Genomic DNA, 21021 nt, shown 5'->3' on the forward strand with positions numbered 1-21021 from the left:
AAAATATAAAATTATTAGTATAACTGATGTAATATTGATTCTAATAAATTTACGATACACCAATGATTTACATCATGTTAACTGTGATTTTAAGAAACCCAAACCATAGCCATAAAATTGGGTAAAAGTTGTTATGATACTTACAAAAGCAACTTTCAGATTTTTATTTTGGAAAAGAGAATCTAAAAAAATGAGTAAGAAATAAAAGGCATAAATCAACATTAATTCAGGAAAACCAAAAATTAATAAAAAGATGCTAATATCAAAACCAATAATAAAAATACTTGGAAACCAATAAGTTAACTTTGCACTTTTCGGATATTTTTGATTCAAAAATGGTCTTGCTTTTCCGAATTGAAAGGTTTGATTGAAAAATTGTTGCAGTGAAGTTCGTCTTTTATGATAGACAAAAGCTGCTTCAATTAACTGAGTTTTAAAACCATGTTGCCACAATCTAAACGTTAAATCAATATCTTCTGCGATTTTCATTGCTGAAAAACCCTGTGTCTTTTCAAAAGCAATTTTAGAAATTCCCATATTAAAACTTCGAGGTTGAAAAGTACCCACAGCATTTTTCTTTCCACGAATTCCACCTGTTGTTAACAGAGAAGTCATGGAATAATTGATGGCTTTTTGCAGCAATGTAAAACTTTTGTGTGCTGCATCTGGACCTCCAAAAGCATCTGTAAAGCTTATTTCCAATTGATTTTTAACTGCTGATAGATAGTGATTTGGAAGAATCACATCCGAATCTAAAATGATAAAATAATTTCCAAAAGCTTCTTGCATACCAAAATTGCGAGAATTTCCAGCACCTGAATTTTCTTTGAAAAAATAACGAATATTTAAATCTTCTTGATATTTCTCAACAACAACATCACACTTTTCTGAGGAACCATCTTCAATAATCAACACTTCAAAATCTTCATGAAAATCTTGTTTTGATAGACTCTCTAGCAATTCGTCAATTTCGTTTGGACGATTATATACAGGAATGATGATAGAGAAATTGAGTTTCAAAGGAAAATTATTCTTTGTAATTGGGTTCAAAAATAAGAAATAAAAAAGTTGAAAAACAATGAATGCCTTTCAACTTTGATTTACTTTTAAATTTAGCGTTTTCCTAGGGTTGGCAAACCAGCTTAGCCCTGATTGAGCGGTTTGTTTGAGCTCTTTTTTGGTACAAAAAAAGCGAGTAGCGAAAGCAGGAAATAGCTTCCTAAAAAAAATTATTTTTCATCTACAAATTTACTCATTACAGCATCACTAACTCCCATATTTGAGAATCCACCATCATGAAATAAATTTTGTAAGGTTACTTTTTTCGTTAAATCAGAGAACAATGTCAATGTGTAATCTGCACATTCTAAAGCAGTTGCATTTCCTAATGGACTCATTTGATCAGCGTAAGCTAAAAATCCGTCAAAACCTTTTACGCCACTTCCAGCTGTTGTTGGAGTTGGAGATTGCGAAATTGTGTTGACACGAACCTTATGATCACGTCCAAAAAAGTACCCAAAACTACGAGCAATACTTTCTAAATATGCTTTATTATCAGCCATGTCATTGTAATCTGGAAACACTCTTTGAGCAGCCATATACGTCAATGCTACAATACTTCCCCAATCATTCATGGCTTGTTTATTGTATAAAACGTTCATTGTTTTGTGAAAAGAAACCGCAGAAACATCCCAACCTTTTGTAGTGAAATCGTAGCTAGGATCTGTGTAATGTTTGCCTTTACGAACGTTTACAGACATCCCAATTGAATGCAACACAAAGTCTAATTTTCCACCTAAAATTTCCATAGATTTCTCTACCAAATTGGTTAAATCTTCCATAGAAGTTGCATCAGCAGGAATAATTTGAGAACCTGTTTTTGCAGCCAAACCATTCAATTCTCCCATTCTCATTGCAATTGGCGCGTTTGTTAGCACAAATTGTGCTCCTTCTTCATGTGCTCTTTCTGCTACTTTCCAAGCAATTGAATGCTCGTTCAATGCCCCAAAAATGATTCCTTTTTTTCCTTTTAATAAATTGTACATATTGTTAGTTTTTTGTTGTTGATTTTAGTCTTTAGACTTTAAACTTATAACTTTGAATTTTAAATTTTGAACTTTAAACTATTTTGCAAATATAAACTTTAATTTAATAATTCTTTTGCATGAATAATGGCTGATTCCGATAACTCTTTTCCACTCAACATTTCTGCAATTTCTTTGACACGTTCTTCTGAAGCTAATTTTTTTAATTGCGTGGTTGTTTCTCCATCAATTTCTTCCTTGAAAACCTTGTAATGTTGTGTTCCTTTGGATGCTATTTGAGGCAAATGTGTAATGGTAATTACTTGCATATGTTGACTCATCAATTGCATAATTGCTGCAATTTTATTAGAAACTTCACCAGAAACGCCTGTGTCAATTTCATCAAAAATAATGGTTGGCAATTGGGTATTTTCTGATAATATTTTTTTGATTGAAAGCATGATTCTTGACAATTCTCCACCTGAAGCAACTTTTTTCAATTCCCCAAAATTGCCCCCTTTATTAGCAGAAAATAAAAAATCTAACTCATCTTTTCCATTGAAAAAATAATTTTTAGTTGGTGTGATTTTGATTGAAAAACGTGCATTTTGCATTCCTAAATCAGCTAATAATTCTTCTAAACTTTTTTGTAAATCAGGAATTACAGTTGTTCTTGCTTTAGAAATAATTGCTGCAATTGCATCTAGTTTTGAGGAAACTTCTTGAATTTCTTTCTTCTTTTGTTTGATAAACTCGTCTGCATTTTCAACTTGACTTACTTTTTCTGACAATTCATCAAGCACTTCTAATAATTCAGCAATAGAATTTACGGCATGTTTTTTTTGAAGATTGTAAATCAGTTGCAATCTATCATTGATTTGTTCAGCTTCTAAAGGATCAAATTCAACTTGCTCGTTGGCATTTTCCAATTCTGTAACAATATCATCCAATTCAATCTTTAAACTGTTGATTCTGGTAAATAATTCTTGATATTCTTTGGAAAAAGGAGCAATTTTCGACAAACGATTTTCTAAAATAAATACCAAATTTTGAATCCCAATTTCATCATTGATAGAAATTGCCAACACTTCAGACAAATTGAGCTTGATATCTTCGATATTATTCAACTTTTCCAATTTTTCTTCCAAGTCTTGTTGCTCGTCAATTTGCAATTTGGCTTTTTCTAATTCATTGAATAAGAATAAATTATACTCATATTGCTTGGTTGCTTCTTGTTGATTTTTCTCTAAGTTTTCTAAGTCTTTTTTCAGTTTAGAAAGTGTTTGCAACTCTTTAGCATACAAGTCAATATTTTCGTGGTTTTTAGCCAAAGCATCAATCACTGAAAACTGAAAATTGGTATCAGACAATTGCAGGGTTTGATGTTGCGAATGCACATCAATCAGTTGCGATTTTAGGTCATTTAAAACCATCAAATTTACAGGAGTATCATTCACAAAAGCTCTTGATTTTCCTGAAGGTAAAATTTCTCTTCTGATGATCGTCAGATTTTCATAATCCAACTCTGCAGCTTCAAAAAATTCGTATAAGTTGTAGTTTGTGATGTCTAATTTTGCTTCAACAACACACTTTTTGGATGTATCTTTTAAGGATGATAAATCAGCTCTGTTTCCTAAAACCAATCCTAAAGCACCCAACAAAATGGATTTTCCAGCACCAGTTTCACCAGTAATGATAGACAAACCCGAAGAAAAATCAATATCTAATTGATTGATTAAAGCGTAGTTATTGATGGATAAGTGTGTGAGCAAAATTCGTAAATTTTAAAGAATAAAATTAACAAATTCTTTTCATTGATAGTAGTAAAATCTTACTCTAATTTTCGCCATTTAGAACTATTTGTTGGAGAAATTTTTCTGAGTGAAGTAACTAACCTAGCTGCATTTCTGGTTTTAGGTCCATCTGCATATATGTTTACTATTTCATCAGCTTTGGCATCAAAAAAAACTCTGATTAGATAATTTCCAACAGTTTTATTGAACAAAGTTTCCATTTTTAAAACACTATCTTCAATGGTTTGCTTTGCAAATTCTTTATTAGCAGCAAAATTATCCATGCCTTTGATATGATATTCGTACATCACATCTCTGAATGTTTTTAAATTCGGAGATAATAAATCGTCAATCAATAAAAATCGATTTTGTTTTCCAACCACATTTTGCCAAGCTGCAATACCACTTTGTTGTGCTTGTAACATGGCATTTTGTGCTTCTTTCAACTCAAATTCTCCTCCATATTTTGAAAAAGAATCTGCATCAACACCTAAAATTGTATACACATAAAATACGATGGTAGAAACCAAATTGCTATCAAAAGAATTTCGATTGTAAATTAACGGATCAAATTCGTTGTAACGAAAAGTAAAATCGTTGTCTTTGATATTTAACAAAGGTGTTGCATATGTTGAGCCAAAAACGGGTCTTGAAGATTGAATTTGTAAAGTACCTGTAAACGTATTGTCTTCTCTAGTTGTGATGATGATATTGATAGCACAATCAACTCGTTCTTCGGGTTTTACAACTCTATTTGTCCATTTTGTTTGGTTGATAAACTCTGTCAACGCTTTTTCTAAAGTTTGAAAAATTTGTCTATTTGAACCTCCAATCTGTTCATAATTGATTTTTACCAAACAATTTACTTCTTGTGAAACTAAATTGAAACAGCCTAAAAAGAAAATAAAAATTACAAGTTTACGCATCTAATTTTTGTATAATTTTAGTGATAATATCTTTGGCAACAGCTGTTTTTGATTTCAAATCGAAATCAGTACTGTTCAAATTTTTATCAATAATAGTAATTTTATTTGTGTTAGTAGCAAAACCTGCGCCTTTATCTTGCAAAGAATTTAAAACAATCATGTCTAAATTTTTACGTTGTAATTTTGCTTTTGCATTTTCAAATTCATTCTCCGTTTCTAAAGCAAAACCAACTAAAAATTGCTGATTTTTAATTTTTCCTAAAGAAGCTAAAATATCTTTGGTTGGTGCTAACTCAATAGTTAACGAAGCATCCGTCTTTTTTATTTTTTGAGTTGCAACATTTTTTGGTTTGTAATCTGCTACTGCTGCTGATAAAATTGCAATATCAACTGTATCAAAATATTTATGAGCTGCTTGATACATATCTTCTGCAGAAATCACGTCAATTCTATGAACCAAAGAGTGATTGATTTTTTCATTAGATGGTCCTGAAATCAAAAAAACTTCTGCGCCTAAATTTGCTGCTTCTTTGGCAATTTCAAAACCCATTTTACCCGAAGAATGATTTCCAATAAAACGCACAGGATCAATCGCTTCATAAGTTGGACCTGCAGTAATTAGTACTTTTTTTCCACGCAAAGACAATGTTGACAATATATCATTTTCAATGAAAGCAACAATATCCTCAGGTTCAGCCATTCTTCCTTCACCAACTAAACCACTAGCCAATTCTCCTGAAGTTGCAGGAATCATCCTATCGCCAAAACTTTGTAATTTTTGAAGATTTTCTTTGGTTGATGAATGTTTATACATGTCTAAATCCATTGCTGGTGCAAAATACACTGGGCATTTTGCTGACAAATAAGTTGCCAATACCAAATTATCGCAAGTGCCATGTGCCATTTTTGACAAGGTATTTGCAGTTGCAGGAGCGATTACTAGATAATCTGCCCATAAACCCAAGTCAACATGATTGTTCCAAAGTTCGTTGTCGTTTTCTGTATCGTAAAATTCAGAATGAACAGGATTTTTGGAAAGTGTAGAAAGTGTAAGAGGTGTTATAAAATCTTTAGACGCAGGAGTCATAATAACTTTGACTTCTGCGCCTAATTTTATAAATAATCGAACTAAGTTTGCTGATTTATAAGCGGCAATTCCAGCAGTAATGCCTAAAAGAATTTTTTTTCCGCTTAAAACAGACATTATTCCGAATCTGGAGTTCTAAAATAAACTTTTCCTTTTAACCATTCTTCAACAGCTAATGCAGTTGGTTTTGGTAAACGCTCATAATATTTAGAAACTTCTATTTGCTCTTTATTTTCAAAAACTTCTTCTAAGCTATCATTATAAGTTGCAAACTCATCTAACTTATCAACCAATTCAATTTTTAAATCAGAATTGATTTGCTCAGCTCTTTTGGCAATGATTGAAATCGCTTGGTAAATATTTTTAGTAGGCGCTTCAACTTCGTTTCTGTCATAAGTTACTGTACTTATTGCAGCTTTTGTATCTTTATAATCCATTTTACTATTTTTATTTTGAATCTTCTAATTCTTTTGATTTTTCGATAAGATCATCTATTCTTACTTTTTCATTTTGCAATCTTGTAACCATTTTATCCACTTCCGTTTTATACTTTGTATCTGGATAATTTCTGATTAATTTATCATAAGCTTCCATTGCATCTTTGATACGCTCTGGTTTTCTTCTGTCGTAACTTTTAAAAGTAAAATCATGTGCTGCTTTTAATCGGTAATACAACGCTTCTTCTTTGAATTCTGAACCTAAGTAATCTTCTAACAAATTATCAAAAGCTTGAATTGCAGCCTTGTAATTTCTCATATCATAATCTGCAGTTGTATAATAGGTTTTTGCAATTTCAAAGTATTTTTTCTGCAATTTATAACGCAACTCTTTGTAATGCTTGTTTGCCTCTTCTAGTTTGTCAGAATCTGGAAATGCATTGATAAAAGTCTGAAAAGCTTCTAATGCCTTATTTGTATCTGTTGGATCTTTACTAAATTCTGGTGAAGCTAACTTATAACTCAACGCTGAAGCAAAAGATGCTTCTTCTAATTTTGAACTTTTTGGATAGTTCTTTGCAAAACGGTCAAAATAATATCCTGCAGTTTGGTAATTTTTTTCGTTAAAATTCGATTGAGCAACCATAAACTGGATTCTTTCCATTTGTGGTTTTCCTCTGTATGCAGGTGTTACTTTTTCGAACAAACGAATGGCTTTCCCAAACTTTTGAGATTCGTACATTTTTACTGCCATTTTATACTGGTCTTCAACAGTACCTTTATTCAACACTTTTTGGTATTCTCCACAAGAGAATAACAAAAGGCTGATTGCTAGTAAATACGCTAAATTTTTAATTTTTTGCATTCGGCAAAATTAGGAATTAAATATGGATTAGTAAAATGATATTTTACAGATAAAAATCGAATATAAAAACGTTTACATCTTCAATAATAACGGTAAAATTTAAGCTTTATTTGCTGCTGTTATTAATAATTTGATATCATTGTCAAACAAATAAAAACCTCCTTTATCATCGCCAATCAATTTAATTTTATCTAAAATATTTCTGGCAAGTGCTTCTTCTTCAATTTGTTCTGATACATACCACTGTAAGAAATTATGAGTTGCGTAATCTTTTTCAGTCAAACAAATATCAACCAAATCATTGATACACGCTGATACTTTTACTTCGTGATTGAACAATTCTTGAAACATTTCTTTAAAAGAACCAAATTGTGTTGGAGGCGCCTCTAAAGCAGATATTTTTGCATGCCCCCCTCTTTCGTTGATGAATTTTACCAACTTTAACATGTGCATTCTTTCTTCATCTGAATGTGCATACATAAACTGAGCAACGCCTTCAAAACCAAGAACTTCTGCCCAAGAAGCCATAGCTAAATATATTTGTGATGATTGTGCTTCAACGGTAATTTGATTATTTAAAGCTTCTTCAATAACTGGTGATAACATAATTTGAATTTTGTAATTTTAACGAAAAACAAAAATACAATTTTTATAGAAGGAAATCTCTTAAAAAATCGGTAAAATTGAAAGAACTGAACTGTTTTTGATAATTAAGAAATGAAAAAAAACAAAAGTTCACGATTTTATCTAATCAATAAATTCATGAACTCTTGGTTTTAAAATCTAAAAAAAGTTATGTGTATAAAAATCTAAAAATTCGAAATGAAATTCTTGATTTTGTGATGTAAATTTTCACTTGCTGAAACTAAAGGCAAACGAACTTTGTTTGAACAAATATTGAATTGAGATAACAATACTTTGATTCCTGCTGGATTATTTTCTTCAAAAATAAGATTGATAATATCCATCAATTTATAATGAATTTTATAGGCTTCTTTGTTTTTTCCTTCCAAACCTAATCGAATCATGTCCGAAAATTCTTTTGGAAACGCTTGTCCAATCACAGAAATTACTCCTGAACCACCAGCTAAAGTTACACCCAAAGCCAAATCATCATCACCAGAAATGATTAAAAAATCAGCAGGTTTGTCTTTTAAAAGTGTGTAATATTGTTGTTGATTGTTGCCTGCTTCTTTGACAGCAACAATATTTTTGAAATCTTTTGCCAAACGTAAAGTAGTACTTGGCTCCATATTTCTGGCTGTTCTTCCAGGAACGTTGTATAAAATGATTGGTTTTTCTGTAGCTTCTGCAATCGCTTTGTAATGTTGATAAAAGCCTTCTTGAGTTGGTTTGCTGTAATAAGGTGCTACTGATAAAATTCCGTCAAATTGTGATAAATCTCTGGTTTTTAATTCTTTTACAACTTCCAACGTATTATTTCCTCCAACTCCTAAAACCAATGGCAAACGTTTGTTATTGGCTTTGACAATTACATCAATAATCAACTCTTTTTCTTCTTTAGAAATGGTAGCACTTTCGCCAGTTGTACCATTGACAACCAAATAGTTAGTGCCATTTTCGATATTGAAGTTCACTAATTTTGTAAGCGCGTCAACATCCACAGTAAAATCATCTTTGAAAGGCGTTACCAAAGCTACACCCATTCCAATAAATTGTTGCATTCTGTTTAAATTTGATGGACAAAATTACGATTTAAAAGTGAATCAAATCGTCAAAAAAGAAGTTCGTAAAAAGAATACACAACTTTTTCGTTGTCGTTTAATTTTTCATTTTCTTTAAAATGACCAAATACTTTTTCAATTCATTTAAAAAATTATCAATTTTACTAGGAATTTCAGCAATTTCCATATCATACAATTGCTGATTTACCTCTGAAAATCCTACTTTAAATGTTGCTTTTGATTTTAAAACTGCCATTTCTAAAAACACATTGTTGGTGTTGAAATATCCAATTAATAAATCTAAAGGTTCGTTTAAAAAATCTCGTAAAGCTGTTTGTTGAAAAGCGCCACTCCAATCCACATCTTTGTCAGAATAATAAAATTGTGCGTGGTGATTTTTTTTATCATAATCTAAAAAAGTAACCACTTTCACATTTTCAAATCCCAATGTTTTTTTTATTTCTTCTTCGATTTGTATGAAATTAGAAATTTTTTGGGATGCAATTACACCAACAGAAACGATTTCTTTGTCAGAAACCACTCTTGTATTTTCTTTGTCTGCAAGAAGTTTAAAGAACTTCTTTTTTAAAAAGGCTTTTTTAATTGCTAAAATGACGTTGAATTTTTAAAATTGAGTTTGTAAAAATACTATTTATTTGTTTTTATTTCCAATAAAATCAATTGATTTAGTTGTTTTCCATACAATTGAAAATTATCATCAGCCACTAAAATCAAGGATTGATTTCCGTTTTTTAATTTGGGACCCAATGAAATTCCCTCAATATTATCAATAATTCCGTCAGTTAAAAACTGTTTTACGGTATCAAAATCAAATAACAGCCTTTTTTTTAAAGGCGTAAATGGCGATTTTTTTAAGGATTCAATGTTCAAAATATCAGTGGTATTTTTATCTACAAACGCTTCAAAAATACGAATCGTATTTCCATAACTTCCATAATTATTTTGATAGGCTCTTTCTACAATTAAAAAATGATTTCTTTCAATTTCAAGCAAGGCAGTTACTCCTGTTACATTTACATTTCCTTTGTAAGGTTTTGGAATTCTTTCTAATTGATAGGCAAATTGTTTGGTAGCTTGTTTGGTTTGAAAATCGAAATAAGTAATTCTGATTGGAGAAGAAGTTTCAGAACCATTTGGTTCTTCACCATCTGCAACCAATGGCGCTTCTACTCCAACCCAAAAACCTTGATTATCAATACTTTTACACGAAGATTCAAAAACACCATTGTGTTTAAAATTTTCAATTTTTGAGAATGTTTTTGGCAATTGATATTGATAAATAAAATTGCCATTTGCATCGATTTTAAAAATTGTTGGTGGCTTTTTCTTGTTAATTTCACCCTCACTTACCAAATGAATTTCGTTTGTTTTTTCATCTACAAAAATGGATTCTAAATCGAGTACATTTTCTTTAAAAAAAGTATTTGTAGCATTATTTAAAAAGATTACTTTTTTAAAATCAACAGATTGAAATCTATCATTTTTAATGTCGATTTTAGCACTTACAATTCTTGGATTATTGGAATCGTCAATCACAAAATAGAAATCATTATTCACAACATCAATTCCTGATATACCTCCAATTGTTTGATTTTGAAATTGTAACGAATCTGGAATGATGTATTCATCTATGTAGCTTAGAGTGAAGTTTCTCTTTGTTGCACAAGAAAATATTAATAGTAAAAGCAGTAAAAAAAATGATTTTTTCATTTTCAGAAAGTTTTTACAAAGGTATTTTTTCTGATTTAAAAAAATCTAAAAAAATTAAATAACAATCACTTCATCAATTTCTCAATTTCCACTAATAAATCCTCTTCATATTTAAATCTTTTTAACACAATTCCTTCAGGGCTAATCAAAAAATTTGAGGGAATTTCGCTAACTCCATATTTGAAAGCAACTATACTTGTTGATAACCTTTTATTGTCGGAAATATTAATCCAATCAATGTTCAAATCAGTACTTGATTTTAACCAAGATTTTTTATCAACATCAAATGAAAAACTGATGATTTTAAAATTATCAGATTTGTATTTATTTTTTAAAAGTGGCAAAGTTGTTTTCATTTCTTTTATACATGGCATGCACCAAGAAGCCCAAAAATCTAATAATACATAATTTCCTCTGAAATCTTTTAAGTTGACTTCATCTCCCTTTACATTTTTAGCAATAATCTCAGGAGCAATTTCACCAACTTTTACGCCATCATAAGTAAAATAATCATGTAATGCTTTTCCTTTTGGCGAATCTTTAAGTTTTTTGGATAATTTATTATAATAAATTTTCAAATCCTTTTTAGGTATTCCTTCTCTATAATTAATCATTTGAGATAAAGAAAAATAATTATTTGCATTTGAATCATTCTTAAAAAAAGCATTCACATTTTTGAATATGGTGTCAATTTGATTTTGAAATTCTTTTTCTGAAATGACACCTTCTTTCATTTCCTTATATTTCAATCCCTTTTTATTCTGTGAAGGCTCAATATATTTATTGAATTTCAGATTCATATCATTAATTACACCTCCTTTTATAATTTCATGATATCCTAAATTAGATTTTTTTAAAGTTTGCTTATCAGTACTAATGGAAATTTCTCCTTGTTCAACCCAAAATGGTATCATTAACCATTCATCATCAATTGAAATAGCAGCTTCATAAGGGAATTCTATATTTCCCTTAAAATAAAATTTTCCATTTTTGATAATTGTAGAATCAATTACTTTTTTTTCATCATAGTTAAGTAATACAACTTTTGAGTTTTCTTTAACTCCTTTGATAATTGCGTTTATTTCAAAATGATTACTTTTTTGTTCATTTTTGCAATTCGAAAAAATGAAAAGTAAAAGTGTAATGATTGCTAAATTTATTTTTTTTGTTTTCATAATTCTTTTTTTAAATGGATGATTATTGGATAAGTATTTACAAGAAGATCATATTTTTTAAACTTAATTTTCTATAATTTTTACAGCTTCGTTAATATATAATTCTGTGTCAAAATTTGAAACGCTACCTTTAATTTCATAATCTATTTTTAGACCTTGCCTTTGCAATCCTGTTCCATTAGGATAAAATGCTCCAAGACCTGTAAAATAAAACTGTTGATTGTCTGGTAATATTGAAGATGAAATATTCATGACAGCACCAGCAGTTTGTTCTCCTATAGTAATACAATTTGGAGATTGTTGTATTAACATGCCTAAATATTCTGCTTTACTTCCTGTTTTACTATTTACTAGTAGTAAAACTTTACCTTTATAATAATTTGAATTTTTACTTCCTGCTTTAAATGGATCTAATATAATCTTGAGGGGTGTATTGCCATTAAGTTCGCCTAATGATGGATTATTTTTCACAGGGAATAAAACATCAACAAATAACTTTCTTTCAGGATATAAGTATTTTGCCAAATCTGAATTTGTAATATTTTTAGGATAATTTCTTAAGTCCAAAATTATTCCCTTATCATTATGAGCTTTTGTAAAAGCAATACTTAATTCTTTGCTTGTAATGTTATCTAAATTTATGTAAGTAATAGTAGGCTTTATTTTTTTCCAATGATCTTTTTTATTATTATATAATGTTTCAAAATTATCTGAGGTATATTTTTCATACAACTTTATAGACTTTGTTTCAATTTTTCCAAACTTATTAATAACCTCAATTTCTAATGAATTTTTATTACTTGAAAATAAGTAACTATTTTCTAGTCTGCCATTTAAATATGTTCTATTAGAAGAGGAAATAATGGGGTCAAATGTTTTATCTATATAATTCTTAATACTTAATCCTTCAATACCAACTATGATATCTTTTAAAGCAATAGAATCGTTTTGTGCTAATTTTTTATTATAAATTTTTGTAACGATTACAGTGTCATTTAATATTTCTCCAGAAAATACTGGGTGTTTATTAAATAATGTGCTTTTAAAAAAATCAGAAATTTTATAACTATGTGAATCATTTAACTTTGCAAACATTTTTAACTTAGCAATTTCATAGTTATATGTAGTAGTAGCGTTAATAAATTCTTCCGTCAACTCCTCTAATACTTCTAACCATTCTTTATCAGTTAAGTACTTATTTACATTCCAATATTGTATAATATTCCAAAAACTATAAAACTCTAACAATCTATAATTTTGTAATGATGAGTTGAAATCTGGCATTCCTTTTTCGTTACTGAAATCCATCATTTTACTCTTATCAAGTGAAGCATAGTAATCACCCAAGTTTCCATTTTCCTTTATTTTATTCAGTTCGTAAGTTAGCTCCACACCAAATAAAGAATCTTTTATCCATGAATAATTTATGTTTTTTTTAAATACTTTATCAAAATCGATGTTTATTTTTTTTGTTTTGAAATCTGCACCTGAATTAAATTTTATTATAAATTTCAATAATTTGTCATTCAATGTTGTTTGACTAATATCTCCTTTTATTTCTTCGGTAAGTTTTATGAATTCTAAATTCCAATCATATAAACCATAACTAATTTTAGGATGGTGATATTTTAATAACCCCCAAATTAAACCAGTCTGTTTAAATTTTTCAACTTCTGACAATTTAGATTGTGAGAAAGTATTTATGTTAGCTAAAAATAAAATGAACAATATTTTTTTCATTATTTGTAAATTAAAGTGATAAAAATAAAACCTCTTCAGTCATTATTTTCTCATTTATAAATTTAAAATGCACTATTTAACTTTATTGATTTCTAAAATCTTATTCACTTCCTTCAAATCACTTGTGCCACTTTCTTTAAAAAGTATATTCATTTCACTATCAACCAATAATAATGTTGGATAAAATATAATACGAAGATCACTGATGATACCTTTCCCATTATTTCTATGATAGAAATACTGTGACCAATTCATCTTGTTTTTGGCTGTATATTGAATTACATCATTCAAATTTTTATCATAAGCAATACTTATAATATTAATTTGGTCTTTGTTTTTATCGTAAAATTCCTTTAAAGTTGGTATTTGTTCTCTGCAAGGTTTGCACCATGTTCCCCAAAAATCAATGATGGTATATTTTTTTTTCTTCAAAACATCAGCTAATTTTTCTTTTTTTAAAGTAAGGGTTTCTAGTTCAAAATTTTTTAATTTCTGACCAACTTTATTCCCGTAAACAAAGTATTTACCTTTAATTTCTTTGATTTTTAAATTATTTAAGTCATTAGAGATTTCCTCTAATACAAATATTTTATTCCCAAGTTTTATAGAATCTTTTATTTCGTATTTATAATTTTGATTTATTGTTGGATTTTTATCATCAAAATTTTGAGTTGATGGTTTTATATAAAGCGAAAAATCACCCTTGAAACGCCCCTGAATTACAAAAGTATATTCAACATCATCAAAAACAGCTTTTGCCTCCCAATAATCTTTGAACTTTAATAACAGTCTAGATTTTTTTGAAATCTCATCATCTGGATCACCATAAAATCTATAATCATTTAAAGAAGGATAAATAATTGCTTTTCGTTTAAAACGAGTTATAACTCCTTCGTGTTCAGCCCAATAATCATAACTTATTTCAGGTATGCCTTTTAAATTAACACTATCAGAATCATGGTTTCTGAAATCAGATTTAAAAAAAATGGGGTTTTCGTCTTTAAAATTTCCATTTTTATTTTGATCTATGTACAATATTTGATGATCATTTTTAAATTGAATACCTACTAAAAGTTTGTTGTCTTTTGGAGCATTTTGATATTTTAGAGAGTCAATTCCTTTTCTTATAAATTCTTCTTTACTTACAAAACCCTTTTTAAATTGTTCAAGGATAAATGAAAAATAGTTCGTTTTTAAAGTAGCAATAATGAGTGAATCTTTTGTGTCAAAATCAGAATTACTCAATAAATCTTGATAATATTTTGGGTATTTTTCATGTTGTGATGAGAATTGTATTGTGTTTTCAATAGGTTCAAAAAAAGAATAATCGCCTTTTTTTAGTTCTAATTTTATAATAGTTTGCGCTTTTTGAGTTTGATTATTTTTACTATTACAAGACAGTAAAATAAAAAATATTGAAAGTAAATTAATTGGTTTCATTTTTATAAAAATTAATGGTTCATCAACCTTAAAATTTCTTTTTCAATTAATTGATTACCATCATTATACCCTAAAAAAGATTTGACAATTACTCCATTCTGATCAATCAGAAAACTATTTGGAATTGCTGAAATATTGTATTGTTTTGAAATTGGGTCATTGAATCCTTTTAAATTTGAAATATTTACCCAAGTAATACCATCATTTAATGAAGCTTCTTTCCATTTCTCTTTGTCTTTGATTTTATCCAGAGAATAGCTAATGATGACCAAATGATCTTTTCCATATTTTTTGTGAAGTTGTGAAAATTCCTTTTGATTTTGTTCATGACATGGAACACACCAAGAAGCCCAAAAATCTAAAAGCAGTATTTTCTCCTTAAAATCAAAAAGTGATATTTCTTTATCATTCAAGTCTTTAGCTGTAAAATTCTGGATTATATCTCCAACTTTTAATTTTTGAACCTTTTTCTGCTCAAAAAGAATTTTTCCTTTTTTGGATGATTGCAAATTTGTATCTAACAGATTGTAAAATGATTCTAAACTGTCTTTAGAAACATTTCCTGACAATTTTATCATTTTAGAAAGTGAAAGTAAATTATTGGGGTTTTTGAAAATAAAATCTATTTGATCCTTTTCAATCTTTTTTACATAATTATCAAAAATTGAATCCTTTTCAGCATCAGTTTTAGCTTTTAAAGACTCCTTTTCGTAGTCAATACCATACTTTTCTAAAATAACATCAAATTGATATTGAATGTTATTTAACTCACCACCTTTTACTCTAATAGATTGTAAATCATTCAAATTTCCACGAACAACAATATTCTCATTCTCAAACCATACAGGAAGGTACAAAACAGTTTGTTTTAATGAATCATTGACGATTTTAAGCTGATAATGAATAGTATTTTTACTAAGAGGGATTTCAAATTTATGAAGATTTGAACCTTTTAAAGAATCTACTTTAAAAGTGTTATTCTCAAAATCGATACTATCGAGTTTGATAGAAAAGTTTTTATCAATTCCAACAACATCAATTGTTATTGATTTTGAATCATCCTTTTTTTTACACGAAAAACCAAGAATGATAAATGCTAATAAGAATGTCTTTTTCATTTTATTTTGTTAAAGTTTACAAAATTTATAATAATCATTTTTAGGTTTTACTTTTTTTAAAATCTTTTAGCATATTCTATTTTCAACACAAATCATTTCATCAATTTCTCAATTTCTACCAATAAATCTTCTTCATTGGTAAATCTTTTAATTACAACACCATTTGGATCTATTAAAAATCTAGTTGGCAATACTTTCACCCCGTATTTAATGGCAACAGGATTTATATTTGCTTTAATATTGTTTGAAATATTATCCCAATTCATGTTTAATTCAGTACTTTTTTTAAGCCAAGATTCTGTATCATTGTCAGTTGAAAAACTAATAATCTTAAAATTATCAGATTGGTATTTTTTATATAAAATTGGCAAAGTTGTTTTTATTTCTGCAATACAAGGCATGCACCAAGAAGCCCAAAAATCTAATAAAACATAATTTCCCCTATAATCTTTTAAACTGATTTCTTTTCCATTTACATTTTTAGCAATAATTTCTGGAGCTATTTCACCAACTTTCACGCCATCGTAGGTAAAATAATCATATAATGCTTTTCCTTTTGGTGTGTTTTTAAGTTTTTTGGATAATTTATTATAATAGATTTTCAAATCTTTTTTTGGAATTCCTTCTCTGTAATTGATCATTTCAGATAATGACAGATAATTATCTGCGTTAGATTCATCATTGAAAAATTGAAAAACCAATTTATAAATTGTATCAATTTGTTGTTGAAAGTCTTTCTCAGAAATAATTCCTTTTTTCATTAGCTGATATTTTTCACCTTTTTTATTTTCAGATGGTTTCATAAAAGTATTATATCGTTGATATAAAGGATTGATTTCATTTCCAGTTGCAAAATATTTAGAACCATCTTCTCTAAATTTTAAAATAGTCTGCTTGTCAGTATTTATCAGTATTTCCCCTTTTTCCACCCAAAATTGGATATCAAACCAATCATCATCTACAAAAACAGCTGCAAAAAATGGAAAATCTACTTTTCCTTTAAAACGAAATTTACCATTTTTAATGATAGTAGAATCAATCACTTTGTTTTCTTCATAGTTAACTAATGTAACTTTTGAGTTTTCTTTAACTCCTTTAATTGTTGCATTTATTTCATAAAAATTGGATTCATTCGTTTTATCAGTTTTGGTACAATTGATAAAAACTAAGAATATTATTGAAAAAATCAGGAAATTTATTTTTTTATATGTCATAATTAATGAGGATTATAATGTATTAATCAGTTCAAATTTTCTAAAATAATTTTTTTAAGTATTTCGTCACTTGGAATAGGAGCATTATCAGAAATTAAAATGCCATTTTTATCAAAAAGCATATATCTAGGAATGGTTTCTATTTTATATTTTTTGACTATTTCAGACTCTTTATGATTAAGCAACAAAAAACTATTTTCTAATAATTTTTCTTGTTTAACAGCCTTTTTCCAAGAAGATATTTTTTCATCAATTGATATGGAAATAATCGAAAAATTAGAATTCTCTAATTCTTTTTTAATTAGTCTTAAATTGGGCATTTGATTTCTACATGGCGCACACCAACTAGCCCAAAAATCAATTAAAAGTAAATTTCCTTTATTTGATTTTATAATCTCATCAAAACTTGTTAGGACCTGATTAGTTTCATCAAATTGAAGTAATTCAACATTTAAAGATTTTAAATTTCTTTTTGAAGTAATTTCTTCATTTTCTTTAGCGATAATATTTTTGTACTTTTTATTTAAAACAAATTGATTTGATTTTATTAAAGATTCTAATAAATAATCTAAATTTTTTCTTTCATAAAGATATATTGATGATAGTAATTTGTCGTTAACTAAATATTCTAATTTATTGTCAAATTTAAAAGGTCTATTTTCTAATAAAAATTGCAAAACTTTAGCATCTTTTACATATAAACCTTCATTAAAAAAATGCTTATATCTTACTGAATTAATCAAATAAGTAATGTAATTACTGTTTGAAGAGAGTTTTTTAGTGTCTATAATTTTTTTTAAATTTATTTCTAAATACTTTGTTTTTGTTTTAAGAGCTTCTTCTAATAAAAAGTTTTCTTTGTAATATTCCAATTCAAAAATTTCATTTTCATAAAAGTCTTTTGAGATTAATTTCTTAGATAACAAACTATCTGCTGTGTTTTTTGTGTTTTTTTCAACTTCTGCAATAGTAAACTTATGTAGTTTTTTGTCAAATATTGAATTCATCAAATGAATTTTATAACTATTTCTTGTTGGAGTTTTTGAAATAACATAGAAATCGAAATTTAATTCATATTCATTTCTATTTTTAATAAAAAAGAATGGGAATTTTTGGATTCTTTTATTTTGCTTAAAATCTTTCATTGAAATTAAAACGGAGTCCCCTTTTTTGAATTGAGCTTTAGCTACATAAAATTTATTTCCAATAACAATATCAAGAATACTATCAGTAGGAATGACTATTTCATTTGATTTTTCCTGATTCCCTAAAGAAATTAAATCAGGCTTTACTTGATCTTTTTCACTAATTACATTTATCGATATCGGACTTGATGAGTTATTTAGTGATAAATAAACCTCATCTTTAGGTTTTTCGATTTTAACTTTTTCAATTGATTTATGATTTTCATTTCCCTTATTACAGCTTAAAATAAATACTAAAAAAACAACTACAATTCTTATTTTCATTATTTTTAAATTTTTAAATATTAACTCCAAATTTTGACTCTTCCTAAAATTTGACTACAGGTTAAAATTGGATTAAGCTTATAATTTATATACGTATTTGATGATTTAAGATCTGAAAATAAGTGTAATCTTATTTCTTTTTAATAATTCATTTATAATTTCTGATAATAGATTTTTTACCATTAAATAATAATTATTTACTCAATAATACGTCATAACAGATTGTATAAAAAACTTTATATATCAAGATTTATAAATAACGACATGTCATTTATGAATTTTATAGCAATAACTAAAATTTAAATTACTGATAAATAAATGGTTAGATTTATATTTATGTGGATGTTATCCAAAAAATGGCTAAAACCTCTAATTGTCAACATTAGCATATAAATTAAAGTAAATGACAATATTTTTTTTAGTTTTGAGTAAATTTAATTCTTAAGGGTACTATTTTTTAAAATAAGCGACCTCTAATTTTTTCAAGGAATTGAAATAAATCCTTGATGATTAAGAAATCAAAACTAAATACATTAGAAATGGCAAATTGTAAAAAAATATACTTTTTTATAGTAATTTATTTTTTCATTTCTAGCCATGTTCCATTTTTGGGTCAAACTCAAAATGATACCCTTAAAAATAAATCATTAGAGGAACTATTCAATCTTTACAGCAACTCTTCTTTAAAAAATGAGCAAATAAAATACATAAACGCTTTTGTATATGTTGCCAAAAAAAAGAATATCAAAAAAAGAGTTTTATCAGGGTATCAAATACTTTCATCATTAAATGATGATGAAAAAAAATTACTTTATTTGGATAGTGTTATCAATTTATCTAAAAATGCTCCACTAAAAAACTATCCAACTGTTGCTTACAATACCAAAGCTATTTATTATCACGAAAAAGGGGATTATAAGAATGCATTAGAAAATTACCTACAATCAAACAAATTCGCAGAATTAGAAAAAAACGACCAACTAATTTTTTTAAATACCTACAGTATTGGAACTATTAAAAGAAAAATTGGCGAATTTGACGAAGCATTACTTCTTTATAGATTTTGTTTGTCATATTCAAAGAAAGATTTATCAAAAAATAGTTATACATACTTACTTACATTATTGGCGATGTCTAATGTTTTTTATGAACTGAAAGAAGTAGATTCTGCAAAATACTATAACAGACTTGGTGTAAAAGAATCTTTAAAGCAACAAGATATCGAAAAATACCATCACTTTGCTGCGAATCAAGGTATCATTCATTTTATTGAGAAAAGGTATGAAACTGCTTTAGACAGTCTTTTAAAACACACAACTTATTTTGAGAAAAATAAGGATACTATGAATTTGGCTTACATCTATTTTTATTTGGGCAAATTATATGATTCAAAAGCAAATAAAAAGGAAGCTGTAAAATATCACAAAAAAATTGATTCACTTTTTAATCCAAATTCAAAATACACTAAAGAATTCAGGGAATCCTATGAATATTTAATAAGCTATTATAAAGAAGAAAACAATTTAAAAAAACAGTTATTTTATATAGATAAACTGATGTATTTTGATAGTATTTTAAATGCTACAGAAAGCTATCTAAGTAATAAAATGTTTAAAGAATATGACATTCCCAAATTAAAAAAGGAAAAAGCATTGATTCAAAGTGAAATGGAAAACAGCAAAGTAAGGTTGAAATCCATTATTACTTTATTTACATGTATTGTTTTAGGATTACTTTTTTTATTGTATCATCAATTCAACAAAAGAAAAAAATACAAAAAAAGATTTCTCCAAATACTAAATAATAATGATCAGAATGATTGCGATACAAAAGGAAATTTAGACAAAAACAAAATAGATGTTCCAGAAAATATCGTCAACGACATTCTAGCAAAACTTGATGAATTTGAGAAAAGTAAAAAATTTACATCCAATAAAATTACATTAAATTCTTTGGCAAAAAAACTAGATACCAATACAAATTACCTTTCTAAGGTGATCAATCATTATAAAAATACCTCTTTCTCAAACTATATAAATAATTTAAAGATAGAATACATAATATCAGAAATTAAAGTGAATCCTTTACTGAGAAAATTCACACTACATGCATTAGCCAAGGAAGCTGGATTTAATAATACAGAATCATTTTCCAAAGCCTTTTTTAAGTTGAAAGGCATAAAACCATCTTACTTTATGAAAGAGTTAGAGAAAAGAAATCAATAAATGTAACAATTCTTTTAGTATGGATAAATTGTTGTCAATAAAAAAACCTCTCATTTCAATAGGTTGAAACTGTGAGGTTTTTTCAATAAATC

Annotated in this window: 18 protein-coding genes; 1 reads left to right on the top strand and 17 read right to left on the bottom strand. The window is 27.6% G+C overall.

Going from position 1 to position 21021, the window contains the following annotated elements:
* Window positions 1-72: 72 nt before the first annotated feature.
* The 17 genes from WHA43_RS03915 to WHA43_RS03995 all read right to left on the bottom strand — a co-directional run bounded on the left by WHA43_RS03915 (window position 73) and on the right by WHA43_RS03995 (window position 18704).
* Complete coding sequence (locus WHA43_RS03915; protein WP_105047281.1) at window positions 73-1020, bottom strand: glycosyltransferase; 948 nt, start codon at window positions 1018-1020, stop codon at window positions 73-75.
* 209 nt (window positions 1021-1229) lie between these two features.
* Window positions 1230-2045: an enoyl-ACP reductase FabI gene (locus tag WHA43_RS03920; protein WP_105045830.1), complete on the bottom strand. Its 816-nt coding sequence runs from the start codon at window positions 2043-2045 to the stop codon at window positions 1230-1232.
* A 98-nt stretch (window positions 2046-2143) separates the two neighbouring features.
* Entirely contained in the window at window positions 2144-3796 is a 1653-nt protein-coding gene (recN, locus tag WHA43_RS03925; RefSeq protein ID WP_105045831.1) for a DNA repair protein RecN, read from the bottom strand.
* Between the two features lie 59 nt (window positions 3797-3855).
* Window positions 3856-4743, bottom strand: a complete 888-nt coding sequence (locus WHA43_RS03930; RefSeq protein WP_105045832.1) for a DUF4835 family protein — start codon at window positions 4741-4743, stop codon at window positions 3856-3858.
* A complete protein-coding gene (coaBC, locus tag WHA43_RS03935; RefSeq protein WP_105045833.1) occupies window positions 4736-5947 on the bottom strand; it encodes a bifunctional phosphopantothenoylcysteine decarboxylase/phosphopantothenate--cysteine ligase CoaBC in 1212 nt (403 codons plus the stop codon). The genes WHA43_RS03930 and coaBC overlap by 8 nt, the downstream gene beginning before the upstream one ends.
* Complete coding sequence (locus tag WHA43_RS03940; RefSeq protein ID WP_105045834.1) at window positions 5947-6267, bottom strand: DNA-directed RNA polymerase subunit omega; 321 nt, start codon at window positions 6265-6267, stop codon at window positions 5947-5949. Before WHA43_RS03940 ends, coaBC begins: the two co-directional genes overlap by 1 nt.
* Before the next feature lie 10 nt (window positions 6268-6277).
* Entirely contained in the window at window positions 6278-7132 is an 855-nt protein-coding gene (locus WHA43_RS03945; RefSeq protein ID WP_105045835.1) for an outer membrane protein assembly factor BamD, read from the bottom strand.
* 99 nt (window positions 7133-7231) lie between these two features.
* On the bottom strand, window positions 7232-7738 hold the full coding sequence (locus WHA43_RS03950; protein ID WP_105045836.1) for a ferritin: 507 nt from the start codon (window positions 7736-7738) through the stop codon (window positions 7232-7234).
* A 203-nt stretch (window positions 7739-7941) separates the two neighbouring features.
* Window positions 7942-8817 carry a 4-hydroxy-tetrahydrodipicolinate synthase gene (dapA, locus tag WHA43_RS03955; protein WP_105045837.1) on the bottom strand — a complete coding sequence of 292 codons (876 nt, stop codon included), beginning with the start codon at window positions 8815-8817 and terminating at the stop codon, window positions 7942-7944.
* A gap of 97 nt (window positions 8818-8914) precedes the next feature.
* Window positions 8915-9430, bottom strand: a complete 516-nt coding sequence (locus tag WHA43_RS03960; RefSeq protein ID WP_394372824.1) for a DUF6913 domain-containing protein — start codon at window positions 9428-9430, stop codon at window positions 8915-8917.
* A gap of 35 nt (window positions 9431-9465) precedes the next feature.
* Window positions 9466-10548 carry an esterase-like activity of phytase family protein gene (locus tag WHA43_RS03965; protein ID WP_105045839.1) on the bottom strand — a complete coding sequence of 361 codons (1083 nt, stop codon included), beginning with the start codon at window positions 10546-10548 and terminating at the stop codon, window positions 9466-9468.
* A gap of 65 nt (window positions 10549-10613) precedes the next feature.
* Entirely contained in the window at window positions 10614-11723 is a 1110-nt protein-coding gene (locus WHA43_RS03970; protein WP_105045840.1) for a TlpA disulfide reductase family protein, read from the bottom strand.
* A 63-nt stretch (window positions 11724-11786) separates the two neighbouring features.
* Window positions 11787-13463, bottom strand: a complete 1677-nt coding sequence (locus WHA43_RS03975; protein WP_105045841.1) for a S41 family peptidase — start codon at window positions 13461-13463, stop codon at window positions 11787-11789.
* A gap of 72 nt (window positions 13464-13535) precedes the next feature.
* Complete coding sequence (locus tag WHA43_RS03980; RefSeq protein ID WP_105045842.1) at window positions 13536-14903, bottom strand: TlpA family protein disulfide reductase; 1368 nt, start codon at window positions 14901-14903, stop codon at window positions 13536-13538.
* 11 nt (window positions 14904-14914) lie between these two features.
* Window positions 14915-16021, bottom strand: coding sequence for a TlpA family protein disulfide reductase (locus tag WHA43_RS03985; RefSeq protein ID WP_105045843.1), 1107 nt, complete (start codon window positions 16019-16021; stop codon window positions 14915-14917).
* 92 nt (window positions 16022-16113) lie between these two features.
* Window positions 16114-17235 (bottom strand): TlpA disulfide reductase family protein, encoded by a 1122-nt coding sequence (locus tag WHA43_RS03990; protein WP_105045844.1) that lies wholly within the window; start codon window positions 17233-17235, stop codon window positions 16114-16116.
* Between the two features lie 26 nt (window positions 17236-17261).
* A complete protein-coding gene (locus WHA43_RS03995) occupies window positions 17262-18704 on the bottom strand; it encodes a TlpA family protein disulfide reductase (RefSeq protein WP_105045845.1) in 1443 nt (480 codons plus the stop codon).
* 506 nt (window positions 18705-19210) lie between these two features.
* On the opposite strand from WHA43_RS03995, the gene WHA43_RS04000 reads away from it, so the two are divergent.
* Window positions 19211-20929: a helix-turn-helix domain-containing protein gene (locus WHA43_RS04000; RefSeq protein WP_105045846.1), complete on the top strand. Its 1719-nt coding sequence runs from the start codon at window positions 19211-19213 to the stop codon at window positions 20927-20929.
* The last annotated feature ends 92 nt before the right edge of the window (window positions 20930-21021 follow it).

It is taken from the genome of Polaribacter gangjinensis (genome assembly GCF_038024125.1).
Classification (GTDB): Bacteria; Bacteroidota; Bacteroidia; order Flavobacteriales; family Flavobacteriaceae; genus Polaribacter; species Polaribacter gangjinensis.